Origin of the sequence: Rufibacter sp. DG15C, assembly GCF_001577755.1 — a bacterium.
GTDB lineage: Bacteria > Bacteroidota > Bacteroidia > Cytophagales > Hymenobacteraceae > Nibribacter.
This window is the reverse complement of record NZ_CP010776.1, coordinates 4,063,073-4,084,413: the sequence shown is the minus strand read 5'-3', so window position 1 is coordinate 4,084,413 and position 21,341 is coordinate 4,063,073. Positions and strand designations below refer to the sequence as shown.

20 protein-coding genes are annotated in these 21,341 nt (G+C 47.9%); 6 read left to right on the top strand and 14 right to left on the bottom strand.

Features of this window, described 5'->3' with window-relative positions:
* Window positions 1-129: 129 nt before the first annotated feature.
* From TH61_RS17490 to TH61_RS17445, 10 genes are all read right to left on the bottom strand, one after another.
* The gene (locus TH61_RS17490) at window positions 130-2,565 is read right to left on the bottom strand and encodes a heparin lyase I family protein (protein WP_066512240.1); all 2,436 of its coding nucleotides are present in this window, start codon (window positions 2,563-2,565) and stop codon (window positions 130-132) included.
* A 311-nt stretch (window positions 2,566-2,876) separates the two neighbouring features.
* Entirely contained in the window at window positions 2,877-3,845 is a 969-nt protein-coding gene (locus tag TH61_RS17485; RefSeq protein ID WP_066513026.1) for an alpha/beta fold hydrolase, read from the bottom strand.
* Between the two features lie 387 nt (window positions 3,846-4,232).
* Window positions 4,233-4,448 carry a helix-turn-helix transcriptional regulator gene (locus TH61_RS17480; RefSeq protein ID WP_066512234.1) on the bottom strand — a complete coding sequence of 72 codons (216 nt, stop codon included), beginning with the start codon at window positions 4,446-4,448 and terminating at the stop codon, window positions 4,233-4,235.
* A 2-nt stretch (window positions 4,449-4,450) separates the two neighbouring features.
* Entirely contained in the window at window positions 4,451-4,987 is a 537-nt protein-coding gene (locus TH61_RS17475; protein ID WP_066512231.1) for a DUF2975 domain-containing protein, read from the bottom strand.
* Between the two features lie 231 nt (window positions 4,988-5,218).
* Window positions 5,219-5,812, bottom strand: coding sequence for a hypothetical protein (locus tag TH61_RS17470; protein WP_231862262.1), 594 nt, complete (start codon window positions 5,810-5,812; stop codon window positions 5,219-5,221).
* A gap of 134 nt (window positions 5,813-5,946) precedes the next feature.
* Window positions 5,947-7,311: a serine hydrolase gene (locus tag TH61_RS17465; RefSeq protein ID WP_066512228.1), complete on the bottom strand. Its 1,365-nt coding sequence runs from the start codon at window positions 7,309-7,311 to the stop codon at window positions 5,947-5,949.
* 214 nt (window positions 7,312-7,525) lie between these two features.
* The gene (locus tag TH61_RS17460; RefSeq protein ID WP_066512226.1) at window positions 7,526-7,897 is read right to left on the bottom strand and encodes a VOC family protein; all 372 of its coding nucleotides are present in this window, start codon (window positions 7,895-7,897) and stop codon (window positions 7,526-7,528) included.
* Window positions 7,898-7,996: 99 nt separating this feature from the next.
* Window positions 7,997-9,070, bottom strand: coding sequence for an ankyrin repeat domain-containing protein (locus tag TH61_RS17455; protein WP_157600751.1), 1,074 nt, complete (start codon window positions 9,068-9,070; stop codon window positions 7,997-7,999).
* 72 nt (window positions 9,071-9,142) lie between these two features.
* A complete protein-coding gene (locus tag TH61_RS17450; RefSeq protein WP_157600750.1) occupies window positions 9,143-9,604 on the bottom strand; it encodes a hypothetical protein in 462 nt (153 codons plus the stop codon).
* 93 nt (window positions 9,605-9,697) lie between these two features.
* Window positions 9,698-10,510 (bottom strand): serine hydrolase, encoded by an 813-nt coding sequence (locus TH61_RS17445; RefSeq protein WP_197464067.1) that lies wholly within the window; start codon window positions 10,508-10,510, stop codon window positions 9,698-9,700.
* Window positions 10,511-10,816: 306 nt separating this feature from the next.
* On the opposite strand from TH61_RS17445, the gene TH61_RS17440 reads away from it, so the two are divergent.
* Together TH61_RS17440 and TH61_RS17435 are read left to right on the top strand one after the other, a co-directional pair.
* A complete protein-coding gene (locus tag TH61_RS17440) occupies window positions 10,817-11,629 on the top strand; it encodes an AraC family transcriptional regulator (RefSeq protein WP_066512209.1) in 813 nt (270 codons plus the stop codon).
* A gap of 12 nt (window positions 11,630-11,641) precedes the next feature.
* The gene (locus TH61_RS17435) at window positions 11,642-12,334 is read left to right on the top strand and encodes a DUF6796 family protein (RefSeq protein WP_066512206.1); all 693 of its coding nucleotides are present in this window, start codon (window positions 11,642-11,644) and stop codon (window positions 12,332-12,334) included.
* Between the two features lie 242 nt (window positions 12,335-12,576).
* On the opposite strand, the gene TH61_RS17430 is transcribed toward TH61_RS17435, so the two are convergent.
* The 4 genes from TH61_RS17430 to TH61_RS17415 form a co-directional block, all read right to left on the bottom strand.
* Window positions 12,577-13,167, bottom strand: coding sequence for an HD family hydrolase (locus tag TH61_RS17430; protein WP_066512204.1), 591 nt, complete (start codon window positions 13,165-13,167; stop codon window positions 12,577-12,579).
* Between the two features lie 106 nt (window positions 13,168-13,273).
* Window positions 13,274-13,648, bottom strand: coding sequence for a hypothetical protein (locus tag TH61_RS17425; RefSeq protein ID WP_066512203.1), 375 nt, complete (start codon window positions 13,646-13,648; stop codon window positions 13,274-13,276).
* Window positions 13,649-13,889: 241 nt separating this feature from the next.
* Window positions 13,890-14,294 (bottom strand): GNAT family N-acetyltransferase, encoded by a 405-nt coding sequence (locus TH61_RS17420; protein WP_066512198.1) that lies wholly within the window; start codon window positions 14,292-14,294, stop codon window positions 13,890-13,892.
* A gap of 103 nt (window positions 14,295-14,397) precedes the next feature.
* Window positions 14,398-14,985, bottom strand: coding sequence for a GNAT family N-acetyltransferase (locus TH61_RS17415; protein ID WP_071887869.1), 588 nt, complete (start codon window positions 14,983-14,985; stop codon window positions 14,398-14,400).
* A 326-nt stretch (window positions 14,986-15,311) separates the two neighbouring features.
* On the opposite strand from TH61_RS17415, the gene TH61_RS17410 reads away from it, so the two are divergent.
* The 4 genes from TH61_RS17410 to TH61_RS17395 all read left to right on the top strand — a co-directional run bounded on the left by TH61_RS17410 (window position 15,312) and on the right by TH61_RS17395 (window position 21,210).
* Entirely contained in the window at window positions 15,312-18,011 is a 2,700-nt protein-coding gene (locus TH61_RS17410) for a D-alanine--D-alanine ligase (protein ID WP_066512196.1), read from the top strand.
* Window positions 18,012-18,800, top strand: a complete 789-nt coding sequence (locus TH61_RS17405; RefSeq protein WP_066512195.1) for a PASTA domain-containing protein — start codon at window positions 18,012-18,014, stop codon at window positions 18,798-18,800.
* A 278-nt stretch (window positions 18,801-19,078) separates the two neighbouring features.
* The gene (locus TH61_RS17400; RefSeq protein WP_082780422.1) at window positions 19,079-20,905 is read left to right on the top strand and encodes a T9SS type A sorting domain-containing protein; all 1,827 of its coding nucleotides are present in this window, start codon (window positions 19,079-19,081) and stop codon (window positions 20,903-20,905) included.
* The gene (locus TH61_RS17395; protein WP_066512191.1) at window positions 20,902-21,210 is read left to right on the top strand and encodes a rhodanese-like domain-containing protein; all 309 of its coding nucleotides are present in this window, start codon (window positions 20,902-20,904) and stop codon (window positions 21,208-21,210) included. The genes TH61_RS17400 and TH61_RS17395 overlap by 4 nt, the downstream gene beginning before the upstream one ends.
* The last annotated feature ends 131 nt before the right edge of the window (window positions 21,211-21,341 follow it).

Below are 21,341 nucleotides of genomic sequence, written 5' to 3'. Positions count from 1 at the left end.
AATTCTATTTATAACCCTTGAGAAGGCGCATGGCCCAATCCCTCTCCTAAGAGTGGAGCTGTTTTTGGCCTGTTTTCTCAAAATCAGGCCAAAAACGGCTCTACAGGTATTTTAACCAGCGGAGTATTCTTACTCTGTAACTATAAATCTCAAGTTTCTAATTGGGTCCTTGCCGTAGGTAGAAATGAAATACATGCCGCTGGGGAGTTGCTTGGTCTCAATGTTAGCGGTCCCCGAAAATTTTCCAGTCAACATGACACGGCCTGTTACGTCCTTCACTACCATTTCAGTGGGTTCTGTCAAGGTAGTGTTAAGCGTAAGCACGCTTCCCCGCTTGGCTGGGTTTGGATACAGTAGTGGTTGTCTAACGGAAGGATTTTCTAGGCTTAGGCTTTGGGTGCTGGTGGCTTGCACTAATGACGCAGACAGGTTATTGCCAATGGGTTTCATGGTCTCATAAGTAGAGGCCGCGTTCCCAAGCTTTACCTCGTCCACGTACCATACCCGTTTAATAGACTGGGTGGAGTTGCCGCTGTTCCAGGTGCTTTTGTAGATGCCCAGCTTCCATTGGCCATACGGCCCGTTGAACATGGTAGGCACGCCTTGCAGGTTCAGTTTCTGCACGCCGTTTATCCAAACCTGTACAATGCCAGCGGTAAGATGCTGTTTGATATGGACCACCACTTCTGCCCATTGATCATAAGGGATGGCGCCCAGGTCATGGGCAAGGAGCGTGTTTCCGTCTGGAGTACGCCTCCTGATGATAAAGCGCCCGTTCTCTGTCCTGAGGCTGATCATGGGTGACCCGAAGCCGCTTCCCTGGTGCCATTGGTTAATAGCCTCATCGTCTGAGTCTAGTTTATAGTCTGCCGCTGGAAAGTAGCCGGCAAAGGAATGCCAGGTCTCCTGCTGGGCCAACGTTTCTGGGAAGCTAACCTCGGCGCGGGTACCGTCTGCTACGGGCGCGTCTCCGGCCCTAAGCTCCCAGCGGCCTACTTTCGCGCCGTTGAAGCAAGGGGCACTTGCCACCCCAAAGCCGTAGGTGGTGCTGGTCTGCAGGTGCAGGCTGGAAAACCCGGTGCCGCTCTCAAAACCTTCGTAGTACAACACCTTGGGCTCATAATGGGTGGAGGTGAGTTCCAGGTCAAAAGCCATGTCTGAAGTGTTGACCTTGGACTGGTGCACTTCCACGGCAATCACGTTGGTACCCGTCACAAACGCCGAAGCCGGGATGGTGAGTGTTTGCGTCTTAGTGCCGTCGTCGCTGGCGCTCAGGGTAGCTATCGTGGTATTGGTGATGGTGCCGGTGGGCATGTTGTGCCGAAAGACCTCTTTGCCGTTTAGATACACTACTGCGGCATCATCTAACCGGAGGTTGGCCGTAATCGTGCCATAGAGGGCCGGGTCTGCAATGGAAAAGGTCTTTCTAAAGTAAGTAGTGATGTATTTATTGCTGCCGTCAGGCCCGAAGCCTACTAGGGTAGCCGCATCCGTTATTCCGTATCCAAACTTGCCATTCCCAGATTTCCAGGACCCGTCGTTGAAGGCAAGGGTAGACCAGGTGGTGCCTGGGTTGGTGCCGTTATCCAGGTATTTCCAGGTAGAGCCAAATGAGAATAGCCCGGTAATGGGTGCTTGCTGCACGGTGGTGGTTTCTGTTGAAGACGCCAAGGTATAGGATTGGCCGACCGTGTAGCCCGCAGACAAGCCGGCACTGTTCACGTCCTGGATATTGGTGCCCGTTGCTTTTACATCCAACCGTAGGGTGCCTTGGCCGGTGGCGTTGGAAACGGTCACTTCATACGTTGAAGAACTAACGGCCCTCACCGCGCTCACCTGGCCCAACGCGGTGCCCGAGGAGGTAAGTGCAAAGTCTGCCGCATCCACGCCCGTGACCGCCTCTGAGAAAACAGTCCGGTAGGTGAGAAAGGTCGCCGTGGTGGACTCGGTTAAGGGATTCAACCTGGTAACACTGGCCACGGCAGGCGGCGTATTGGGCGCCGGGGCGGCCAATGTGCTGGCCTGTCCGGTTAACTCCAGGTCAAAGGCCATGTCTGAGGTGGAGATTTTTTGCTGGTGCACTTCTACAGCCAACACGTTGGTACCTGCCACAAACCCAGAAACGGGAAGGCTCACCGTGAGGATGTTGGTCCCGTTGTCTGAGGCCCCGTCTGCGGCCAGTGTGGAATACAGGATGCTGCCGGTGGGCATGTTGTTGCGGTGCACTTCCTTCCCGTTCAGGTAGATGACCACGCCATCGTCCCGTTTCATTTTTAGGGTAAAGCTGGTAAATGCCCCTGGGTCAGTGAGAGAAAAAGCCTTCCGGAAGTAGGTGGTGATGAACTTGCTCTTGGCGTTTGAACCGTAACTGACGCTGGTTCTAGCGTCACTGATACCGTAGCCAAACTTGCCGGTACCCGTTTTCCAAGCGCCGTCAGAGAAGGAGGGAGCGCTCCAGGCAGTGCCCTGGTTGGTGCCGTTGTCCAGATACCTCCAGGAGGAGCCAAACGGGATGAGGGATGTCTGCGCCGAAGCGCTGTGTGTAACTACAAATAAGAAATACATAAAGAATAGAATCCTGACCATATAGAATATAAATTGTTTGCATTAGATATGAGATAATAGAACCCAGGAGTTAGAATCCTACTTCACCGAGTCCTTTAGATTATTCAATACTTTTATTGAAATACTTATATATAAATTATAATTGAGGCCAACAGCCTAGGTAGCCACATAGTTCAAAATCATCTTAAATAAATGATTGATTTAGTGATAGTTATCAAGATTGTGATGGCCAGTTAGAAAAGAAAAAAGCCGTTTTTGGCCTGATTTCTAAGAATCAGGCCAAAAACGGCTTTTCAAAAAAAAAGTAATCGTTACTTGCCTGCTACAAAGGCTTTTACAACTTGCGCGAAGCGGGTAGACTCTTCAATGTCAGGGAAATGCGCGCTGCGTTCGTAAATCTTATGCGTGCTGTTAGGCAGTATTTGCTTTAAGCCAAGGGCTGTGTGCAAGCCCCCATTTTTGTCATGCAGACCGCTTATCAGCAGGGTAGGGGTAGTATGATTCTGGGCATGGTTTAGTAAGTCTGCCTTGTTGTTTTTAAGGTAGACCTTGGCCATGAGCCCGGTGTTGGTAAGCTTGCTTTCCTGCCACATTTGGCGGTTCAGCTGGGCCTTAGCCTGGTCTACAAACAGGAACTTGTCTACCGTGGCTGAATTTGCCAAGCCCCATACGCGGTTGTATTTGTTGGTCAAATCTGTGGTGTCTTTCAATACTTTTTCAATACCGGCCCTTAGCGTTGGGTCACCCACGGCATAGAAACCTTGGATCTGCACCAACATGTTGGCCGGAGAGAGCTCAGCGGGCGAGGAGAGGATCAGCTTTGCTACCTTGTCTGGATAAGCCACCGCATAGCGCAAAGACAATTCGGCCCCGAAAGAATACCCTAGCAGGGTGATTTTGGGGACGCCTAAAGAATCCTGTAAAGCTCTTAAATCACTGATCAACATGGCCAGGGCGTAATCTTCCGAATTTTTTGGCGCCTGGCTTCGGCCAGAGCCTCTTTGCTCATAGTAGATGACGGTGGCAAACTTCTCTAATTCTGGACCTGCGGTGCGTTCAAAGACATACTGGTTGCCACCGGGACCGCCATGAACCACCACAATGGGAATTGTTTGGTGCTGACTTCCTTGCACGTTTACCCAGTGCTTTATTCCGTTGAGGGTAATGAACCGTTCGCCGTCTTGCAGGGTATGCTTAGGCAAGGATTGGCTGGCGCTTTTAGGTTGAGCGCAGGAGGCAAACAGCACTAAAAGAAGGAGGCAGTTTAGGAGTTTCTTCATGACAAGTTTCATCATCTGTTAAAAGACCTTAATGACAAGTGACAAACCAAGATTAGCAATAAAAACAGGGATTTCTCTGCCTTTGCTCTATTCGAAATTTGCCAACCGCAGCTTGCAAAGAAAGGAACAATACAGGTAAATATAGAGAAAGTTGATTATTTCAACGAGTAGATTTTTTTGGCGGGAATACAAGTTCACCAATCCGTTTTTGGTCTATTTTACAGGAGATTGGCCAAAAACGGATTGGTGAACAGGGTGGAAGGTTTTACCTTGATTACTTAGGTGTTGAAAGTAAAGTTTTAATGCAGCAGCAGCAGCAGCACTCCTCGGCGTTTACTTGAAGAAGAGCAGCCGTAAGTGGTTTTCTTTATAAAATATGACTCAAGCTTACACCGCTTCCTCAGCCACAAATTCTAGTAAGTCGCCGGGTTGGCAGGCCAGCGCCTTGCAGATGGCCTCAAGGGTAGAAAACCGAATAGCCTTGGCCTTACCGGTTTTTAAAATGGACAGGTTAGAAAGGGTTAAATCTACTTTTTCTGAAAGCTCATTCAAGGACATCTTACGCTTAGCCATCATCACGTCCAAATTCACAACAATGGGCATGGCTATACGGTTAGGTCGTTTTCGTTCTGAAGGTCTACTCCCTTTTGGAAAATAGTAGCAATAATGTAAAGGACGGCGGCCATCAAGATAAACGCCTGGCTGTCGGCCCAGAACTGGTCTAGGTTGTCAACCACATACCTACGGCGTTCAAGAGATTGAGCGGTTTCTCTGGCAACGTAACTCAATAGGCCAATGGAGAAGGTAAAGTAGCTGATCTGCATGATCTGCCCAGATGCCAAGCTGTTGAAGGGTTTGGATAAGTTAAGTTCAGTAACAAGCTTCACCACTACATAAAACAAGTAGGCTTTGAGAACGGCAATCACCAGGATGAAGCTATACATGGCAAAAAAGACCCATTTGCTGCGGCTATACAAGTCGCTCAAGTCTAGCTTCTGGTAAAGGTTTTGGACAAACTCTGGTTGGAAGAGGCTGAAGATAAAATTCACCATCAGGCCTCCGGCTTCAATGCTCAAGCCCACGAAGATGACCCAAGCCACTATTTTTAAGCCAATGAATAGGTATTTTTTGGTTTCTGACATAACTGATAATTTTTTAATTCGACTTTAAAGTAATAAAAAAATTATTGATAAACAATAAAAATACATTAAATTAAGCTAAATACTAGATTAGAGATAAGCTTTGGATTAGGGTCCGTTCAACTAGATGTTCCCTAAAATGAAAAAGCCGTTTTTGGCCCGATTTCTAGAAATCAGGTTAAAAACGGCTTAAATGGTGTTAGGTAGTATTTGGCCTCTGAGGGCTATAAGAGATTACCGCTTCGGGAAGACGCCAGAGAACGTGATGCCAATGCTGTTGGCCGAGTAAGACATGTTGTATTCGTCTTTGTAAGTCATAGCCGTGTAAGACAGCCCTATAAAGCTGTAGGCCGCTTCAAAGATGAGGCCGTTGGCTCCCTTAAAATCGAAGTCGCCGCCCAGACCATCGGTTTTGAAGGTGATGCTTTGGTGGGAGGCCAAGCCTGCGCCAAGGCGTATTTTATCTGTGACCATGTAGTTACCGGTCAAATGTAAAGGAATGCGGCTTAAGCGTATGTGCGCATTGTCTGCCTGCGTGGTCACGTACTTAAAGCCTACCGTGGCCCGTAGTAAGAACTTATCCAATTTAGGGAATTCAAACTGCCCGCCTGCGTGGATGGAAACCCCCTGGCCCGCCGGGATTGACTGAGACTCACCGTTGGTAAACTGCACCTCGGCTACCTTGTCACCGCCAAACTCAAAGGCCCCTGCCAATAAGAAACGAACGGGTTTGTAGGTTCTTACCTGCATAGAATCTGAGGAAGTTTGGGCAAAAGAAGTGCCGAGTGCTACCAAGAGTAGAACTGGTAGAAGTAGAAGTTTTTTCATCGGGTATAGTTTGAAAGGTTTGGGTTGACGGGGGAAGAGCAAATATACTGTTTTTGAGATGTTGAAGTCAATGGCACGGCAGGTTCCAAAAAAATAATTTGGGTGCTATTTACTGGTAAGGCATACAAGCTGGATTATTTAACCTTAATTCCTTGGTGGGTGTCATATAGCATCTTGGTAATCTGCCCGCGTTCATCTGCCACAAAGGTGATGGAAGACCAGTAAGTTCTTAAGATGAATTCCTTGAAGTGTTTGTCTCCCTTGTCAATTGGAATTAGGCCGCCCCATTCAGACGTTAGTTGGCCGTTCTCATACGTGAGGTGTAATTCATAGTCTGGGCGGTAGAAGTTCTTGTCAAACTTATAGGTGCCAGCCAGCTTCTGGCCATAATCTGCCGGGACAGGTTTAGTGGTTAGGTTCAAGCGCTCAAAAGGTTCATTAAACACTATGGCCGCCATGGATTTGCCTACATCTGCTGGCAGCGAAATGTAATTGTTGGAGAGCACGATGACGCTGAGTTTTTCCTTCGGGTATAAGGCCGCATAGGCAGAATAGCCAGGAGCACGGCCGTTCATTTGGAACCTGTCACGGTTAAGGTGTTTAGAGACAAACCAGCCGTAGCCTACATTGTCTCCATAATTGGTGAAGAGGGCATTCCAGGACGCAGGACTCAACAGTTTCCCGTCTAAGGCTGCTTGGGTAAACTTTTGCAAGTCTGTGGTGGTGGAGTAGATGGAGGCGTGGCCAGTTTTAGAGGACCAACTGATGGAATAAGCAGATTCTACCTCATACAAGCCCGTTGGAGCATAGCCCTTGGCTACGTTTGGAATGATTTCTTTCTCACTTGAAGAATGGCCCGTGTTCTGCATACCAAGCGGCGAAAAGATGGCCTCCTTTAAGTACTCACCGAAGCCCTTGCCCGTCACCTTTTCAATAATAGCCGCCAGCAGAATATAATCTGACCGGCCATGGTTGTATTGGGTGCCGGGAGTGAACAGCAGTTCCTCATTTTTGAAGTAGGTGTACAGTTGTTCAATGGAGTGGTCAAACTTTGTGAGGCTGTCATAGTCTACCTTGCCATTCACACCAATGGCCGGTATACCTGAGCGCTGCGCCAGCAGATCATGGACCGTCAGCTTACTGCCGTAGACGTAGTCTGGCAAGAATTTAGAAACAGGATCCTTTATTGAAAGCTTTCCGGCTTCCTGCAGTTTATGAATGGCCACGGCCGTGAACGGCATAGACACAGACGCTAGAAAGAATTTTGTGTCTGGGGTGTTGGCCAGTTTGTATTCCCGGCTCATTGGGCCGTAAGCTTTGGAGAAGAGTATTTTCCCATCTTTGGAGATGAGGACCGTTCCGCTATAGTTGTTGGTCTGGACCAATGGCATCATCAAACTATCCACCCGCGCCTGCAAGGCTGTGCTCTTTTTCTGAGAAAATGCCGGATTTAGAATCAACAACACTGAAAATAGGAACGCTACTTGTTTCAGTTTCATCAGAAGAGAAGGATTGAGGTTTTGAAGGATTACAAGCCGGTAGTAGGACTGTGCCGAGCTTAAAATGACTTAAGTCTAAAGCAATCGGCCGACGTTTGAATATTATAGGGGGCCCAGAAACCGAAATTCCTTTTGAGGAAAATAAGGAATGAGGGCTTGCTTTTAATTTGCCAGCAGGTCCTCATTCCTATTAATTAATTGGAAAAGAATAGCCTTACCGATGTTGGTCTAGTAGGATGACATTGCCGTCTGGATCTGTGAGCATGATGCTAGCTGGCCCAGAGGTGGTTGAGTCTGCTTCGCTGAGTAAGTCAACTCCTTCGTTCTTTAGGTGCTGCTGGATTTCACGCACGTCTTCAAAGGACTCCACGTTTTGGGCGTTTTCATCCCAGCCTGGATTGAAAGTGAGAATGTTGCCTTCAAACATGCCTTGGAACAGGCCAATAAGGGCGTTTCCGTTTTTCATGATGAGGTACTTCTGCGCCATGCCGCCCGCAAAAACAACAAAGCCTAGCTTTTCATAGAACTGTCTGGACACCTCAAGGTTCTTGACGTTGAGACTCATAGAAAATGCTCCTAGATTCATAGTATAATATGTTTAAGCAAGGCTCATGACCTTGCTCAAGTTAAAAAGAAAAAGCTCTCTGTGATTTAAACTGGTTTCAAAACCATGACAGCGATGGACCTACTCCGTTGTTTTCCGGTGGCCTGAAATGGACATGACTTGGGCGTTGGGTTTTAGGTTGATCATGTCCAGCTTCCGGATAGACCAATCATGAACTCCGGTTGCGTTGCGCATGGACCAATCAAAGCCTCTATAGCCTTTTTGAAGGACAATTCCGGGCTCATTGGCCAAGGCCTTCCACTTGCCGATGAATACCTTGCCGTCTATCTGCCAGCGGTACGTTTTGTTGGCAAACACCTGAAGCTTTTCGGTGGCTTTGTTAAAATAATAGGAATCCGTTTCCTTGCCAGATTTTACCTCATTGTGATGGGCCTGTACTTCGCCGGTAAGCCAGTTGCCAATAAACCAGTTGGTCCAGAACAGTTGTCGTCTGGGTGTGACCACGCCGCTCCATTCATACCAATCATTGCCTAAGGCCTGGGCATTGGGATCAATGAGGTATTTTTTGTGCGAGTAGTCTACAGATACTTTTCCAGTGGCTTTTTGGACGCCTATTTCTTTTACTACGCCGGGCCTCCAGCCTACAGGAGTCCAGTAAAGCACCGAGTCGCCTACCGCGTAAGTACCAAATGCTGGCCATCTGTTGGGACCCGCGGGCGCAGGAGTAGGCTTGGGTTTGGGCGCTACCACCCCCGAATCTTTTTTAGGTGCGTCTGGCTTGGGTTGAGGGTCTACTGCCGGTGTAGGTTGCTTGCCCGCCATGGCCGTTTGCAGCAGGGCTTCAATGTCTTTGGCGCCGGCAAATTTAGCTTTGTCTAGGGCAGTGTAATTCCACCAGTCTTTTAAGGATGGATCAGCGCCTTGGTCTAATAGATACTTCACCACTTCAATCTTCCCGCTGCCGGCGGCGGCCATTAGAATGGAGGATTTAGTCTGTGGCGCTAGGTAGTGGATGTTGCCGCCGCCCGCCACAATGCTTTTCACTTCTTCCAGATTTCCGGCGCTGGCTTCACGGTACAAAGCCTCGTCTTTCATTTCTTGGTCATACTTAGCCCAAGGTCCCGTTTGCGCAAATAGTGGTTGCGTCAGGAACAAGACCGCAAAAAGTAGAAAAATTCCCCTTGTAGTTTTCATGGAGGAAATATAACTTTTTGACTTGAAAAATGAAATAAGCTGAGATTGATTTGACAGTTACCTCTTTGACTCTCAGCTTTTGGTAATTAGCTTGTCACCTTTTTTGATGCTCAAGCCTTGCAGAATGGTGACACTATTTATTTGACCGTCTTTCCCTGAGAACCTAAAGCTGAGGTCTTCCTTCTTATCAAAGAAAGAATGCTCTTTGTCTGCAAAGATTTCAACAGGCATACCGTTGTTGACGGAGAAGAAGAGCTGATGATTTGTACGGCTAATCTGCACCTGATAGGTAGGATTCACATCATAGTGATCCAGGTAGTTTTCCAAAGTTTCTACAGGAAGCTGCACCTCATTCAAAAACTGGTAAGGCTTGTTTAATAGGATGGAAAAGATGGCTTGGCCAAGGGATTCTATCTCGCGGTTATAGATGTTGTTGAGCAGAATCACGCTCATATCTTCTTCCTGTATACTCCCGAAATAGCTGGTAAAGCCTTCAATGTTTCCGCCGTGCGATACAACTTTTCTTTGATGCAATGAGTCTATCCAGCACCCAAGCCATAGCCATTTAATACAGGGTAGAAGCCAGTTGCAAGCTAGCTTTAGAGATGATTTGTTTTTATGTAAGCCTTAGTGCCACAAGAATAAATCATGCGCGGTGCTGTACATGGCCCCAGCTAAATAGGTGGCCGTAGAGTCCCAGGCAGCCGTGGGCATTTGGTTGTCTTTGGCGAACTTGCTGTACCCAGTGGCTTCGTGTGCGTTGTTCAATTGCGTGAAGGCAAAGCCTGAGTGGTTCATTTTTAAAGGTTCTAATACCAACTCCCGCACCACGCGCTCATAAGGTTTACCGGTTACCTTCTCAATAATCTGCCCCAGCAGGTGATAACCCGAATTGCAGTAATTGAACTGCGTGCCCGGCGCAAAATCAAGAGGTCTGGTGAGGTAGAAAGACATCAACTTCTCTTTACTAACCGGCATGCTCTTGTCTAGCTGATAGAAATCCGGGCTTCTGAAAATCTCATAGATGCCCGAGGTATGGCTGAGCAATTGCTGAATGGTGATGGTATGACTGGCTTTAAAATTAGGGAAGTAATGGCTTAGTTTATCTTGTAAAGAAAGCTTCTTCTGCTCGGCTAATTTGAGGACTACTACGGCGGTGAACTGCTTGGTAGTTGAGCCAATCTGATAGACCGTATTTGATGTATTTGGAATTTTCTCGGCCACATTCTGGTAACCGTATGCTTTCTCAAACAAGACCTTCCCCTTTTTAGTGACCAGCGCCGTGCCATTAAACTGATGCAAGGTTACCGCCTTGTCCAGCAAGGCCTCAATCTTGTTGGATTGGTCTTGCTGCGCCTCACAATTTACAATGATGGCAAAACAGGCGAGAAAGAGAAGAAATAAGGGTTTGGTGCAGAGGGGCTTTTGTATTGAGAACACGTAGTCCAATAGCTGAGATAAATGTCAAGAGCAGCTGTGCGCCAAATATGGCGTAAAAGACCCAGCTTTACACGTAAGTTGCAGAGCTATATTAGCAGGGTTCTATATACTTGAAGAAAAACCTTACAGGAGTATCTTTAATACACTTATGGACCTATAAAAAGCAGAAGCTATTATTGCTCAGGTTAGAACCGAACGTTCTATAAACCAAGGCCATAAGAATGGGGAACAATATTATTTCCACCGCAAGATCGGCACAGTATTTAAAAAAGGACTGCTTTACCTTTACATCAAGAATTAAACGCCATGCTTCACGCCATCTTAGCTTATATCAACCATCACCTGGAAGAGGAGATTTCGCTGGAACAACTGGCGCAGTTCTCTGGGTATTCTTCTTTCCATTTGCATCACAAACTAAGAGAAGAGATGGAAGAACCTATTGGAAGCTTCATTGAGCGGCAACGTATTCAAAAAGCCGGGTATCTGCTGTCTTTAACCAAAATTCCGGTGGCTGAAATTAAGATGCTGGTGGGCTATGACAATGACAGCGCTTTTAGCAGGGCATTTAAGAAAATCTACCAAGTGTCACCAAGTGCCTATCGCAAACAACAACGGCATCTGACGGGTCATCAAGAGACCTACGTTTCTTTGAAGGCCGAAGTAGTAAGATTGCCTGAGCAGAAAGCGATTGTATTTCCAACGCTTACCAATTACCTGACCAAAGACAGTTATTTAGTCTGGGATAATGTGGCCAGCTATCTACAAGACCACGGATTGAAGGAAGAAGACTTTGACTACTACAGCGTCTTGCATGATTGCCAGAATATAAATGAAGACAGTTTGTCTAGGTATGATGCAGTCCTTGTCTGTAAGAAGGATAGTAAGCAGGTAAACAGCAAATACTTCAGCACTGTCTTGCCCTCCGGAAAATTTGTAAAGTACAAGTTTTGTTGCCCTGTTTCAGAATACAAAAATATGGGGATGCACGTGAACCGACATCTACTAGAAGAATCTGGAATGGAGCATGTGCACGGTGCTTCCTATTTTAAATTTCAACAATTACCGCTCTCCCAACATTCAGATCATCTTTTAATAGAATGGTTTATCCCAGTTAAATAAAATTCAAAAATCATGGAAAAGAGAACAAGTAACTGCCTGATAGTTATCGGGCTGGCAGGGATGCTTTTTGCCTTCGGCGACCTGCTTATTCCCCAAGAGAATGTGTTGTTTGAAGCAACAAAAAGGCCTGACGCTTTCGCTGAACTCGTTACCTCTTCCAATTACAAGTGGTGGGGACTGCGCGGTTTTGTAGGGGTACTCATGGAGATGATAGGAACGGTGGGCCTATACTTGTACCTGCAAAAGTCTAAGGCAGAACGGCTCGCTTTTTACGGTTTGTTGCTGACCCTTACGCATCATATACTAGGGGTGGGGGTATTTGCAGTTGCCTTCTTCATGTTTCCGGCCTTGGCAGAGTTGCATTTGAACGGCGATGCCAATGCCTTAGCTTTTGCCGCCATTGAAGGTCCCTTAGGCGCGTACTTCGCTCTTTCACTAGCGTTTACTTTGATTGGATTGGGGGTAATGGCCGTAGCCGTGTACCGCAGTGGCCATTTGCCCCGGTGGAGCGGGTGGCTGGCTTTTGTTGGCTTTTTACTGATACCAGTACCCGGTGTAGTCGTTCAATTTGCTGCCAATTTTACATGGGGGATGGCGTATTGGTGGATGGCCTATCACATCAGAAAAAATGAACAGCCGGTGACCCAGAAGGAAATGAGAGGAGCAGACCAATCTATGCCTGCTTTACCAGAAATGGTTAGTTAATTAGCTTCACTCCTCTTAACCGAAATACCAGGCATAGAAGCTAAAATTTTATGCCTGGTATATGCCTGGTATTTTAATGGAAGAGCGCTACAACCGTTTAAAAAAACATTTTTGGGGCAGGAAATCTCCTCTTACAAGTAGATAAAGGATTAACTAGCCACAAAAAGGCTTGATAATCAATACCTGTTGATTATCTTCTCAAGCAACTACTATCTCATAAAGATTGGCTGGTGTTATTGTTGCTATTTCTTCAAGATGCCTTTTTCTACGCTTTCATTAATCAGTCCTTCCGCATAGTTCCAAATGGTGTCTGAGCCTTCCTTGATGACGCTCTTCTTCTCATACACTTTCGCATATTCCACCCCAAACTCCTGCCAGGTACCACCGTTGTTGGAGGTGTTCTGAAGCAAAGGCGCTAAACGGTCCATGGCTCTGGCAAATTTGGCCTCGTCTGTTTCTCCTGCCTCAAATTCCTCCCAGACGGCAAAAAACTCTTCTGCCTGCTCTTTGGGCAACAGCCCGAAAATGCGGTTGGCCGCCAGCCGTTCCTCGTCTGTATTGGAATGGCTTTTTTGGGTGTCATAAATGAACGTGTCCCCGGCGTCAATCTCCACAATATCATGGATTAACACCATCTTCAATACCTTTAGCACGTCTATGGGTTGGTTGGAGTGCTCTGCCAGTACTAGGACCATGAGCGCCAGATGCCAGCTGTGTTCGGCATCGTTCTCATTGCGGTCACTGTTGAACAGCTTAGTTTTGCGTTGAATGTACTTGACCTTGTCTATCTCTTTGATAAACTCAATCTGCTTTAATAACCTTTCATTAAGCATGGTAAAACCGGAATATAAGCTGGGATTAAATCGAGGAAAACGGTTAGTATAAACGGCGGGCGAGGCCGTTGGCAGAAGGGTAACGTTTATACTTTGTTAGGTGCAGCTATTTCTTTTTAAAGTATTCCCTTACTACTGAAAGATAATCAATATCTGTCCTTAATCCGTAGTCAAGCGTTGGCTCTTTTATCCCGTCGAAAAGGAGAATCCCTACTTTCCCTTCTTTCAAGTCCCTATTGATGAACTTCTTTTCTCCATTGCTATTTATCACTGCGAAGGTCTGGCTCGTTGTAATCACTGTGTTAAATCCTGCCTTTTCCAGAGTGTCCTTTATTTCATAAGCATAGTATTCAAAGTCGCTGATGACTTCATTGATGCCAGAGTCTTCTCCTTTCTCTTTTACTATTTTGTCGTATTCTGTCTGGGAGAGGGTGAAAAACACCACGCTTTTCCCCTTGATTACCAAGGTGTCGCTTATCATGTTGGTGTCCTTTTTGGCAGGTTCAACTGAGGTAGTCTATACAGCTTCTTGATTTTTATCAGCGGCAAATTGTGAAACTGACCGCTTGCAACTTAAAAGGGGAACGAAGAGAGCAGCTATCAATAATCTTTTCATGCAATTCTTTACAGTTGTACATAACGTAAACATCAAGCGGTAGGGATTCTCACTTGTGTCAAATGTAGCTCTTCCTAAAGCCAGCTTTGAAAAATCACTATAGGGTTCACTGCCAATCTGCTCGGTTTAAGATGTAGCTGCTTTCTTGCTTTACAAATCCAACTTTAGGATAATATTCCATAGCCGTAGGAACAGACAAGAGTAAGACCATTGATTTTTCTCCAACCCTATCTTTTGTTAACTGTATTAATTTTTTACCGATTCCTGCCTTTTTATATTCTTGCCTAACTGCAAGGTCTGCTAAATAGCAACTCCATACCCAATCTGTTATAGAACGCGAAACGCCAACCAATAAGTCATTGTGCCACGCTGTTACAATTAGATTGGAGTTATCAAACATCTTTTGAATTCTTTCTTTGTCTTGTGTCGGGCGAGGCAAGCCGCAGTTGTCATAAAGTTCAATAACCTGTTCTGCAGTAGGTTTATCATCGAAGCTGTATTTTATATCCATTGTAGTTAAATAATTTAAAACGTTTTAGTGCTTGCAGCTAACGGATAGTGCATGAGTCGTGCAAGGCCGTAGGCAGAAGACTAATGTTTAGTTGCGGGTGTTCTTATCTAGGTGTGCGTTCTGCGCTTCTGTCCTGGCCAATCTTCGCCTCTTCCCACTCCCGTCTCAACATGGCATACTGGAACTCGCTCCCCCATTTTCCTTTGAAATATATGTTTTCTACGAAATGCCCCTCCTGTCTAAACCTTAAGCTTTTCAATAGATTAACTGAAGCAATGTTGTCAGCGTCTACAATCTCAACCACTCGGTGTATTTCTTTATCGTCAAAAAGAAAACTCAGTACACCAAGCATCACTTCTTTGGCATAGCCCTTTTTCTGTTCAAGGTGTGAAATGGTAATACCGATTTCTGCAATCCTTGTATCATAGGAGTCGAGTTTGATGGCGCAATCGCCGATAAGTTGGCTTGTTTCACTATTTTCGATTCCATATTGTACCCATTCTCCAGCTTTCCCAAAATGCTTCGTGGAGTTGTCTTCAATAAACTCCTGAGCTTGCTCAATCGTCATCACATCGAAACCTTGGTATTTGGTGATTTCTGGGTTTGAGCGATATAGATGAAAGTCGGAAAGGTCTGCTAAAGCGATGTGCCGAATGTTAAGCCGTTCTGTTTGGATATTTAATTTTTTCACTGTCTGAGTTTCTGTAGGTGATGATTTGTTGGTTCGTTTTAAAAACGGCTGCTAACGTCTGGATAAACGCCACAGTGGCGTTTATTTCTACTACTTTTTAATTCATAGTGGCGTTTATCCGCCAAATATGGCAGATAAACGCCACTCAACTGCCGAATATACTATATAGCCTGCTTCTAATAAAGAAATTTCCGTTTTTGACCTACCTCCCCCAAAACAGGCCAAAAACGCTTCTTTGCTAACCCAGCCAATCTATTCCCGTTTCCTGCAAAGAAGCATTCTCTACCACTAGCGCCAAACACGCAAAAACCAGTATCTTTGCTGTAATGAAAATTGGAATCATCTTTGGTGGCCCGTCCCGGGAGCGCGAAATCTCTTTCGCCGGCGGTCGCACCGTCTACGATAACTTAGATAAGTCCCTGTTTGAGGCCGTTCCGGTGTTCGCCGACAGCCTGGGGAACTTCATTTTGCTGGATTGGAACTTCATCTACAAAGGCACCATCCGTGATTTTTACCCACCGGTAGAAGTGGTTCCGGCCACCGAGCACGGCTTGCAGATGTACCTGGAGTCCTTGGGCCAGTTGTCTGAGGAAGAAATCAACGACATCGCCAACCGGGTAGGCCAGCGCATGCATCCGCACCAGTTCAAGGAGCTGTTTGACTTCGCGTTCCTGACCCTGCACGGACCGTACGGCGAGGACGGAAGCATCCAGGGCTTGCTGGAGTGGTACGGGATTCCGTATTCGGGTTCTGGTATTCTGCCGTCGGCCATTGGTATTGACAAGATTGCCCAGAAAGCCCTGTTGAAACAGCACGGCTTCGCGACGCCAGATTACCGTATTCTGTCACAGACCGAGTGGCATGCCACCCAGGACAAAGCCGCGTTGCTAGATAGCCTGGTGGCAGACTTGGGCTTGCCCTTGGTGATGAAAGCCCCGCACCAGGGTTCTTCCATTGGCGTGTCTATCATCAAAGAGAAAAACCTGCAATTGTTTGAAGAAGCCATTGCGCGTAGCCTGTTCTCGCTCACCATCCAGAAAAAGGATTGGCTGAGCAAGTCTGAAGCCCAACAATTGAACTTCGTAAAAACGCTCACAGATATTAGAGAAGGTATAGGCTTGCCGGTGCAAACCGAAACCGGTGAACTCATCTATGCCCCTGAGGAACTGCTGAGCTTACTTTCAGGCTATTTTACAGAAAACGGCCCAGAATCGCTTACCCTCACCAATGTGGAGAGCGAAACGCAGGTGCTCATTGAAGCCTTCATCAACGGCCGTGAGTTCTCCTGCATTGTGGTACAAGACCAAACCGGTAAACCCATCGCCCTTCCGCCCACAGAGATTAGAAAAGGCGGTGAGGTATTTGATTACCGTTCTAAATACCTGCCGGGCCTAAGCCGGAAGATTACGCCTATTGACCTGCCTACTGAGCAGATACAAGAAATACGCCAGCAGTGCGAGCGCCTGTACACCAGCCTGGGCTTTAACGTCTATGCACGTCTGGACGGCTTTATCACAGAGTCTGGCGAGATTTTTCTGAACGACCCCAACACTACCTCGGGTATGTTGCCGTCGTCGTTCTTCTTCCACCAGGCCGCCGAGATTGGCTTAAACCCGTCTCAGTTCCTGACCTATATTATCAGAACATCTCTAGCAGAGCGCATCAAGTCGGGCAAGAACACCGCCGCTTTGACTCGCACCTTGCAAGGTCTGGAGAAGCAGATGCATGATGAGCGCGCGCACCGCCATGACAAACTGCGCGTGGGCGTGATTATGGGCGGTTACTCCAGTGAGCGACATATCTCTGTGGAGAGTGGTCGTAACATCTATGAGAAGCTGTCTTCGTCTACCAAGTATGAGCCCATTCCCATTTTCTTGACCGGTGATGACCAGACGCACCAGCTGTACCAGATTCCTATCAACATCATGTTGAAGGACAACGCCGATGACATTAAGGAAAAGATTGATGCCTCTGAGGCGGGCGTGCCTGCGCACCAAGTTCTGGCCCAGATAGCCGAGTCTGCCTCTAGCATTACTAGCCTGTACGCCGGCAATACCTTAAAGAAACCCCAGCGCCTGACTTATGAGCAATTGGCCGGTCTGGTAGACGCGGTGTTCATTGCCCTGCACGGCAGACCAGGCGAGGACGGCGTGTTGCAGTCTGAACTGGAGAAATTCCATATCCCATACAACGGGTCTGGGATTCAGTCTAGCCAGGTGACCATCAATAAGTTTGAGACCAACAAGATTCTTCGTCAGAACGGCGTGCCGGTGGCAGACCACATGCTGGCCTTCAAGAAGGATTACCAGGAGAATCCAGAAGCCTTCTTCAACCAGATTGAGCAAAGCTTCCGGTATCCGTTTATTGCCAAGCCCGCAGATGATGGCTGTTCATCGGCGGTGAAGAAAATAAAGACCAGAGAAGAGCTGGAAGCCTTTGCCGAGCTCATATTTCGGAGCAACGTGGAGATTCCGGAAAGCCCGGCGCGGGTGCTGAACTTGAGCTTCAAGGAAGAAGTGCCCATGAAAGGCTATTTCTTAATTGAGAACCTCATCTCCAGAGAAGGCGCGAAGCATTTCCTGGAAATTACCGGCGGTCTGTTGACCAGTTACGGCCCAGACGGACGCGTGCAGTATGAGGTGTTTGAGGCTTCTGAGGCCCTGGCCGAAGGGGAGGTGTTGAGCCTGGAAGAAAAATTCCTGGCTGGCGAAGGTCAAAACATCACCCCGGCGCGTTATGCCAGAGACCCAGAGGAACGCCAGCGTATCTCTGATCAGGTAAAACAGGATTTGAAGCGGGTGGCTGAGATTCTCAGGATTGAAGGTTACGCCCGGATAGATGCCTTTGTGCGCGTGCACCCAGACAACAGCGTGGAGACCATCATCATTGAGGTGAACTCCCTGCCAGGTATGACGCCGGCCACGTGCATCTTCCACCAGACCGCTATCAACGGCTATAAACCTTATGATTTCATTGACCGCATCCTGCAGTTTGGCATGGAGCGAACCAAAAAAGTAATCTCTTAGATGGCTAATTTCCTCAAAGCCCAGACCGCGGGCGATCTAGTGAAGCACCTGTTCATCATGTTGGTGTTGGTGCTGTTGCTGTTGTTCTTGTTTTTCTTTGTGTACCTGCCCAGCACCACCAACCACGGCGACACCATCACTGTGCCTAAAATCACGGGAATGACCGTTGACGAGCTGGAAGATTTCCTGGGCGACAAAGACCTGCGCTATTTTGTGAGCGACTCAACTTACCAGCAGGGCGTGGCCCCGTTCTCGGTGGTGACTCAAGACCCCAAGCCAGGTGAGAAGGTGAAGTCGGGCCGCAAGATTTACATCAGCATCAACATGAAGAACCCGCCACTCATCAAAATGCCGAAGCTGATTGACGGCTCGGTGAAGAACGCGGAGATGATTCTGAAAAGCTATGACTTGCTTCTGGGCGAAATCAAATACGTGCCAGACTTGGCTGAAAACGCCGTCTTGAAGCAGTTTGTGAACGGCCGCGAGATTAAGCCCGGCGAGCCCGTGGCCAAAGGCTCCCGCGTGGACCTGGAAGTAGGAAACGGCCTGGGCAACGAAGAACTGGAAGTACCTGACTTATTAGGTATGCCACTAGACGAAGCAACAATCCTGATAACCGGTCAGAACCTGCAGATGGGAACCGTTATTTACATGGCAGCCCCTAACGGAGAACCAGACGGCACCGTATTGAAGCAACGCCCTGTACCCGGCGAAGGCGCCATGATTAGAACGGGCCAACTGATTGACCTCTGGGTAGCTGGTCCGCAACCGGTAGCGCCAGTGCAGTAGTAGACACAAGACGCAAGACACAAGATACAAGACTTTTGCGTTACCCGTTTTTGGCTTGTTTTCTGGAAAATAGGCCAAAAACGAATAGTTGACTCAGAAAGTATTAGGCTGGGAATGACGGTGTTGTAGAGGATTATATCATAGTAATCTGAGTATTTACCGCCGCCATTGTTGGTGTTATCATCAACAATCCAGATTCTAAAACGCTAGCAAACTTGTTGGCAAAATAAGGCATATTACCAAAGCGTTAGAGAAAGCAGACATACTTAAAGAAACCTATGCGTAGAGGACTGATGCTTGTGGTGGGAATGTGTCTAGGGTGGCAAACTCAGGCACAAGTTTTAACTCCCCTCACGCAGCAGTCCTCTCGTGTTTCAAGTCCTCCTAGTAAGGGCGGGGCAGGAGCCATCCCGCTGCCTTTGGCCTCAGGTGACACGCTTGCATTGCCGTTCTTTGACGATTTCTCCAAAGGCGAAGGCGCTCCAGATCCCGCCCTCTGGGTAAACCGCGGCGGCGTGGCCGGCACCAACCGATACGCGAAGAACGCGCCCACCATCTTCTCCGCCACCTTTGACGGACTTAAAGCCGACGGCCAATCCTACGGGGGCACCAATGCCGTAGGCCCCACGGACACGCTCATTTCCAAACCACTTTACTTAGGCAAGCTAGCTCCTAAAGATTCATTATATCTGAGTTTCTTCTGGCAGGCGGGTGGCTTACTGGATGCGCCTAATTTCTCCAGTGGTACGCTCTATTCTCTGCAATTGGAATTCAAGCAAGCCAACGGCACCTGGACTACCGTCTGGTCGCAGAAAGGCAACGGCCGCAGCACTGACTTTGCCGCAGTCATGCAGGCCATCAAGGAGCCAGCTTACTTCTTTGACGGATTCCAGTTCAGGTGGGTGAGCAGTGGCAGTCAAGGCGGCTTGCGCGATGTCTGGCACCTGGACTATGTGCAACTAAACCAGAACCGCCGCAACGGCGATTTGAGTAACTTGGACGTGGCGTTGACGCAGCAGATGCCTTCATTGCTGAGACGCTATACGGCCATGCCCATCTGGCAATTCTTGGTGAACCCGGCAGGGGAGACCAGAACGGAAGTGGGTTCTATCATCAGAAACCTGAGCGCCTTGCCCGTAGCCATCAGTTGGCGGGGATTAACCAAGAACTTAACCACCCAGGCAGTAGACACGTTTTTGAAAGCCAGTGCGCCCATCAACGCCAATGCCACGCTGGCCATTCAAGGCGCGCCCTCGGCATCCTTTCTAAGTAGCCAGAGCCTACCTTACTCGATGCAAACCACGCTCTTCCTGACCACCAAGGAGCCCAACCGGTTGACGCTGTACAATGACACCCTGCGCCGCGAGACGCACTTGCAGAATTACTACGCCTATGATGATGGCACAGCAGAAGCGGGGTTCAGTTTTCCGTCCAGCAATGCCGTCCAGATTGCCTATCAGTTTGAACTGAACAAACCCGACAGGCTGGATGCCGTCCGGATATACTTCACCGGCAACAATTCGCCTGGGACGGTTTTGTCTTTGCGCCTCTGGCGCGATGTGAATGGCAAGCCTTCTGAGCAGTCCTTCTATGAGCAGACGTTTACCGTGCCGGCCGCTTCGGGGTTGAACCAGTGGCTGGAGATTGCCTTGACGCAGCAACAGCAAGTAAACGGCCGGTTTTATGTGGGTTACCGCCAGCCCACCGGATCTACCTTCGTGAACGTGGGCTTCGACCTGAATGAGACCGCCGAGGGCAAAATCTACTTTACCAATGGCACCTCGGCCTGGGAAGGCTTGACCAATTTTAATGGAGCCTTGCTCATACGTCCAGTAGTTTCTGGCACGGTGACCAGTAGTTTAGAAGAAGAGCAGTTGGTGTCTACCAACTGGGTGTACCCGAACCCAAGCGCCGGGCAGCTTACCTTTGCCCAGCACTTTGAGCGGGTGGAAATCTATTCCCTGGCAGGTCAGAAACTGCATACCCTGCAGCAAGTGAGGCAAGGCCAGCCATTGCATATACAACATTTGTCTAATGGCGTATATTTGTTGAAAGGCTACACAAAAGATAAAATCAAGACCACTAAAATCATCCTACAGCTATGATAGTAACAGACATAACCGCCGCCGAATTAAAACAACGCCTGGCTAACAATGAAACTCCTATTCTCTTGGACGTACGCGAGCCTTGGGAACATGAAGAGCAAAGCATTGCCGGTTCTCAGTTGATTCCGCTTGGCACCTTGCCAGAGCGAATTTCTGACCTAGAAGAGTACAAAGACCAGGAGATCCTGATCCATTGCCGCTCTGGCGCTCGTTCGGCCACTGCCCAAGCCATGCTCAAGCAACAAGGCTTCACCAACGTACGCAACGTGTTAGGAGGCATCATCGCCTATAACGAAGCCAAGTAAGTGTAGTTAAGTTTTATAAGACGAATCCCCGTTTTCGCCTGTTTTCTAGAAAATAGGCGAAAACGGGGATTTCTTGTTTGGGATTTTCGTCAAATCCAAACCAGGAGAAGACCCTATTGTCACGTGATAAA

Coding starts and splice junctions, on each gene's coding strand:
- TH61_RS17490 (WP_066512240.1), bottom strand. CDS start 2,565: ATGTATTTCTTATTTGTAGTTACACACAGCGCTTCGGCGCAGACATCC.
- TH61_RS17485 (WP_066513026.1), bottom strand. CDS start 3,845: ATGAAGAAACTCCTAAACTGCCTCCTTCTTTTAGTGCTGTTTGCCTCC.
- TH61_RS17480 (WP_066512234.1), bottom strand. CDS start 4,448: ATGCCCATTGTTGTGAATTTGGACGTGATGATGGCTAAGCGTAAGATG.
- TH61_RS17475 (WP_066512231.1), bottom strand. CDS start 4,987: ATGTCAGAAACCAAAAAATACCTATTCATTGGCTTAAAAATAGTGGCT.
- TH61_RS17470 (WP_231862262.1), bottom strand. CDS start 5,812: ATGAAAAAACTTCTACTTCTACCAGTTCTACTCTTGGTAGCACTCGGC.
- TH61_RS17465 (WP_066512228.1), bottom strand. CDS start 7,311: ATGAAACTGAAACAAGTAGCGTTCCTATTTTCAGTGTTGTTGATTCTA.
- TH61_RS17460 (WP_066512226.1), bottom strand. CDS start 7,897: ATGAATCTAGGAGCATTTTCTATGAGTCTCAACGTCAAGAACCTTGAG.
- TH61_RS17455 (WP_157600751.1), bottom strand. CDS start 9,070: ATGAAAACTACAAGGGGAATTTTTCTACTTTTTGCGGTCTTGTTCCTG.
- TH61_RS17440 (WP_066512209.1), top strand. CDS start 10,817: ATGCTTCACGCCATCTTAGCTTATATCAACCATCACCTGGAAGAGGAG.
- TH61_RS17435 (WP_066512206.1), top strand. CDS start 11,642: ATGGAAAAGAGAACAAGTAACTGCCTGATAGTTATCGGGCTGGCAGGG.
- TH61_RS17430 (WP_066512204.1), bottom strand. CDS start 13,167: ATGCTTAATGAAAGGTTATTAAAGCAGATTGAGTTTATCAAAGAGATA.
- TH61_RS17425 (WP_066512203.1), bottom strand. CDS start 13,648: ATGATAAGCGACACCTTGGTAATCAAGGGGAAAAGCGTGGTGTTTTTC.
- TH61_RS17420 (WP_066512198.1), bottom strand. CDS start 14,294: ATGGATATAAAATACAGCTTCGATGATAAACCTACTGCAGAACAGGTT.
- TH61_RS17410 (WP_066512196.1), top strand. CDS start 15,312: ATGAAAATTGGAATCATCTTTGGTGGCCCGTCCCGGGAGCGCGAAATC.
- TH61_RS17405 (WP_066512195.1), top strand. CDS start 18,012: ATGGCTAATTTCCTCAAAGCCCAGACCGCGGGCGATCTAGTGAAGCAC.
- TH61_RS17400 (WP_082780422.1), top strand. CDS start 19,079: ATGCGTAGAGGACTGATGCTTGTGGTGGGAATGTGTCTAGGGTGGCAA.
- TH61_RS17395 (WP_066512191.1), top strand. CDS start 20,902: ATGATAGTAACAGACATAACCGCCGCCGAATTAAAACAACGCCTGGCT.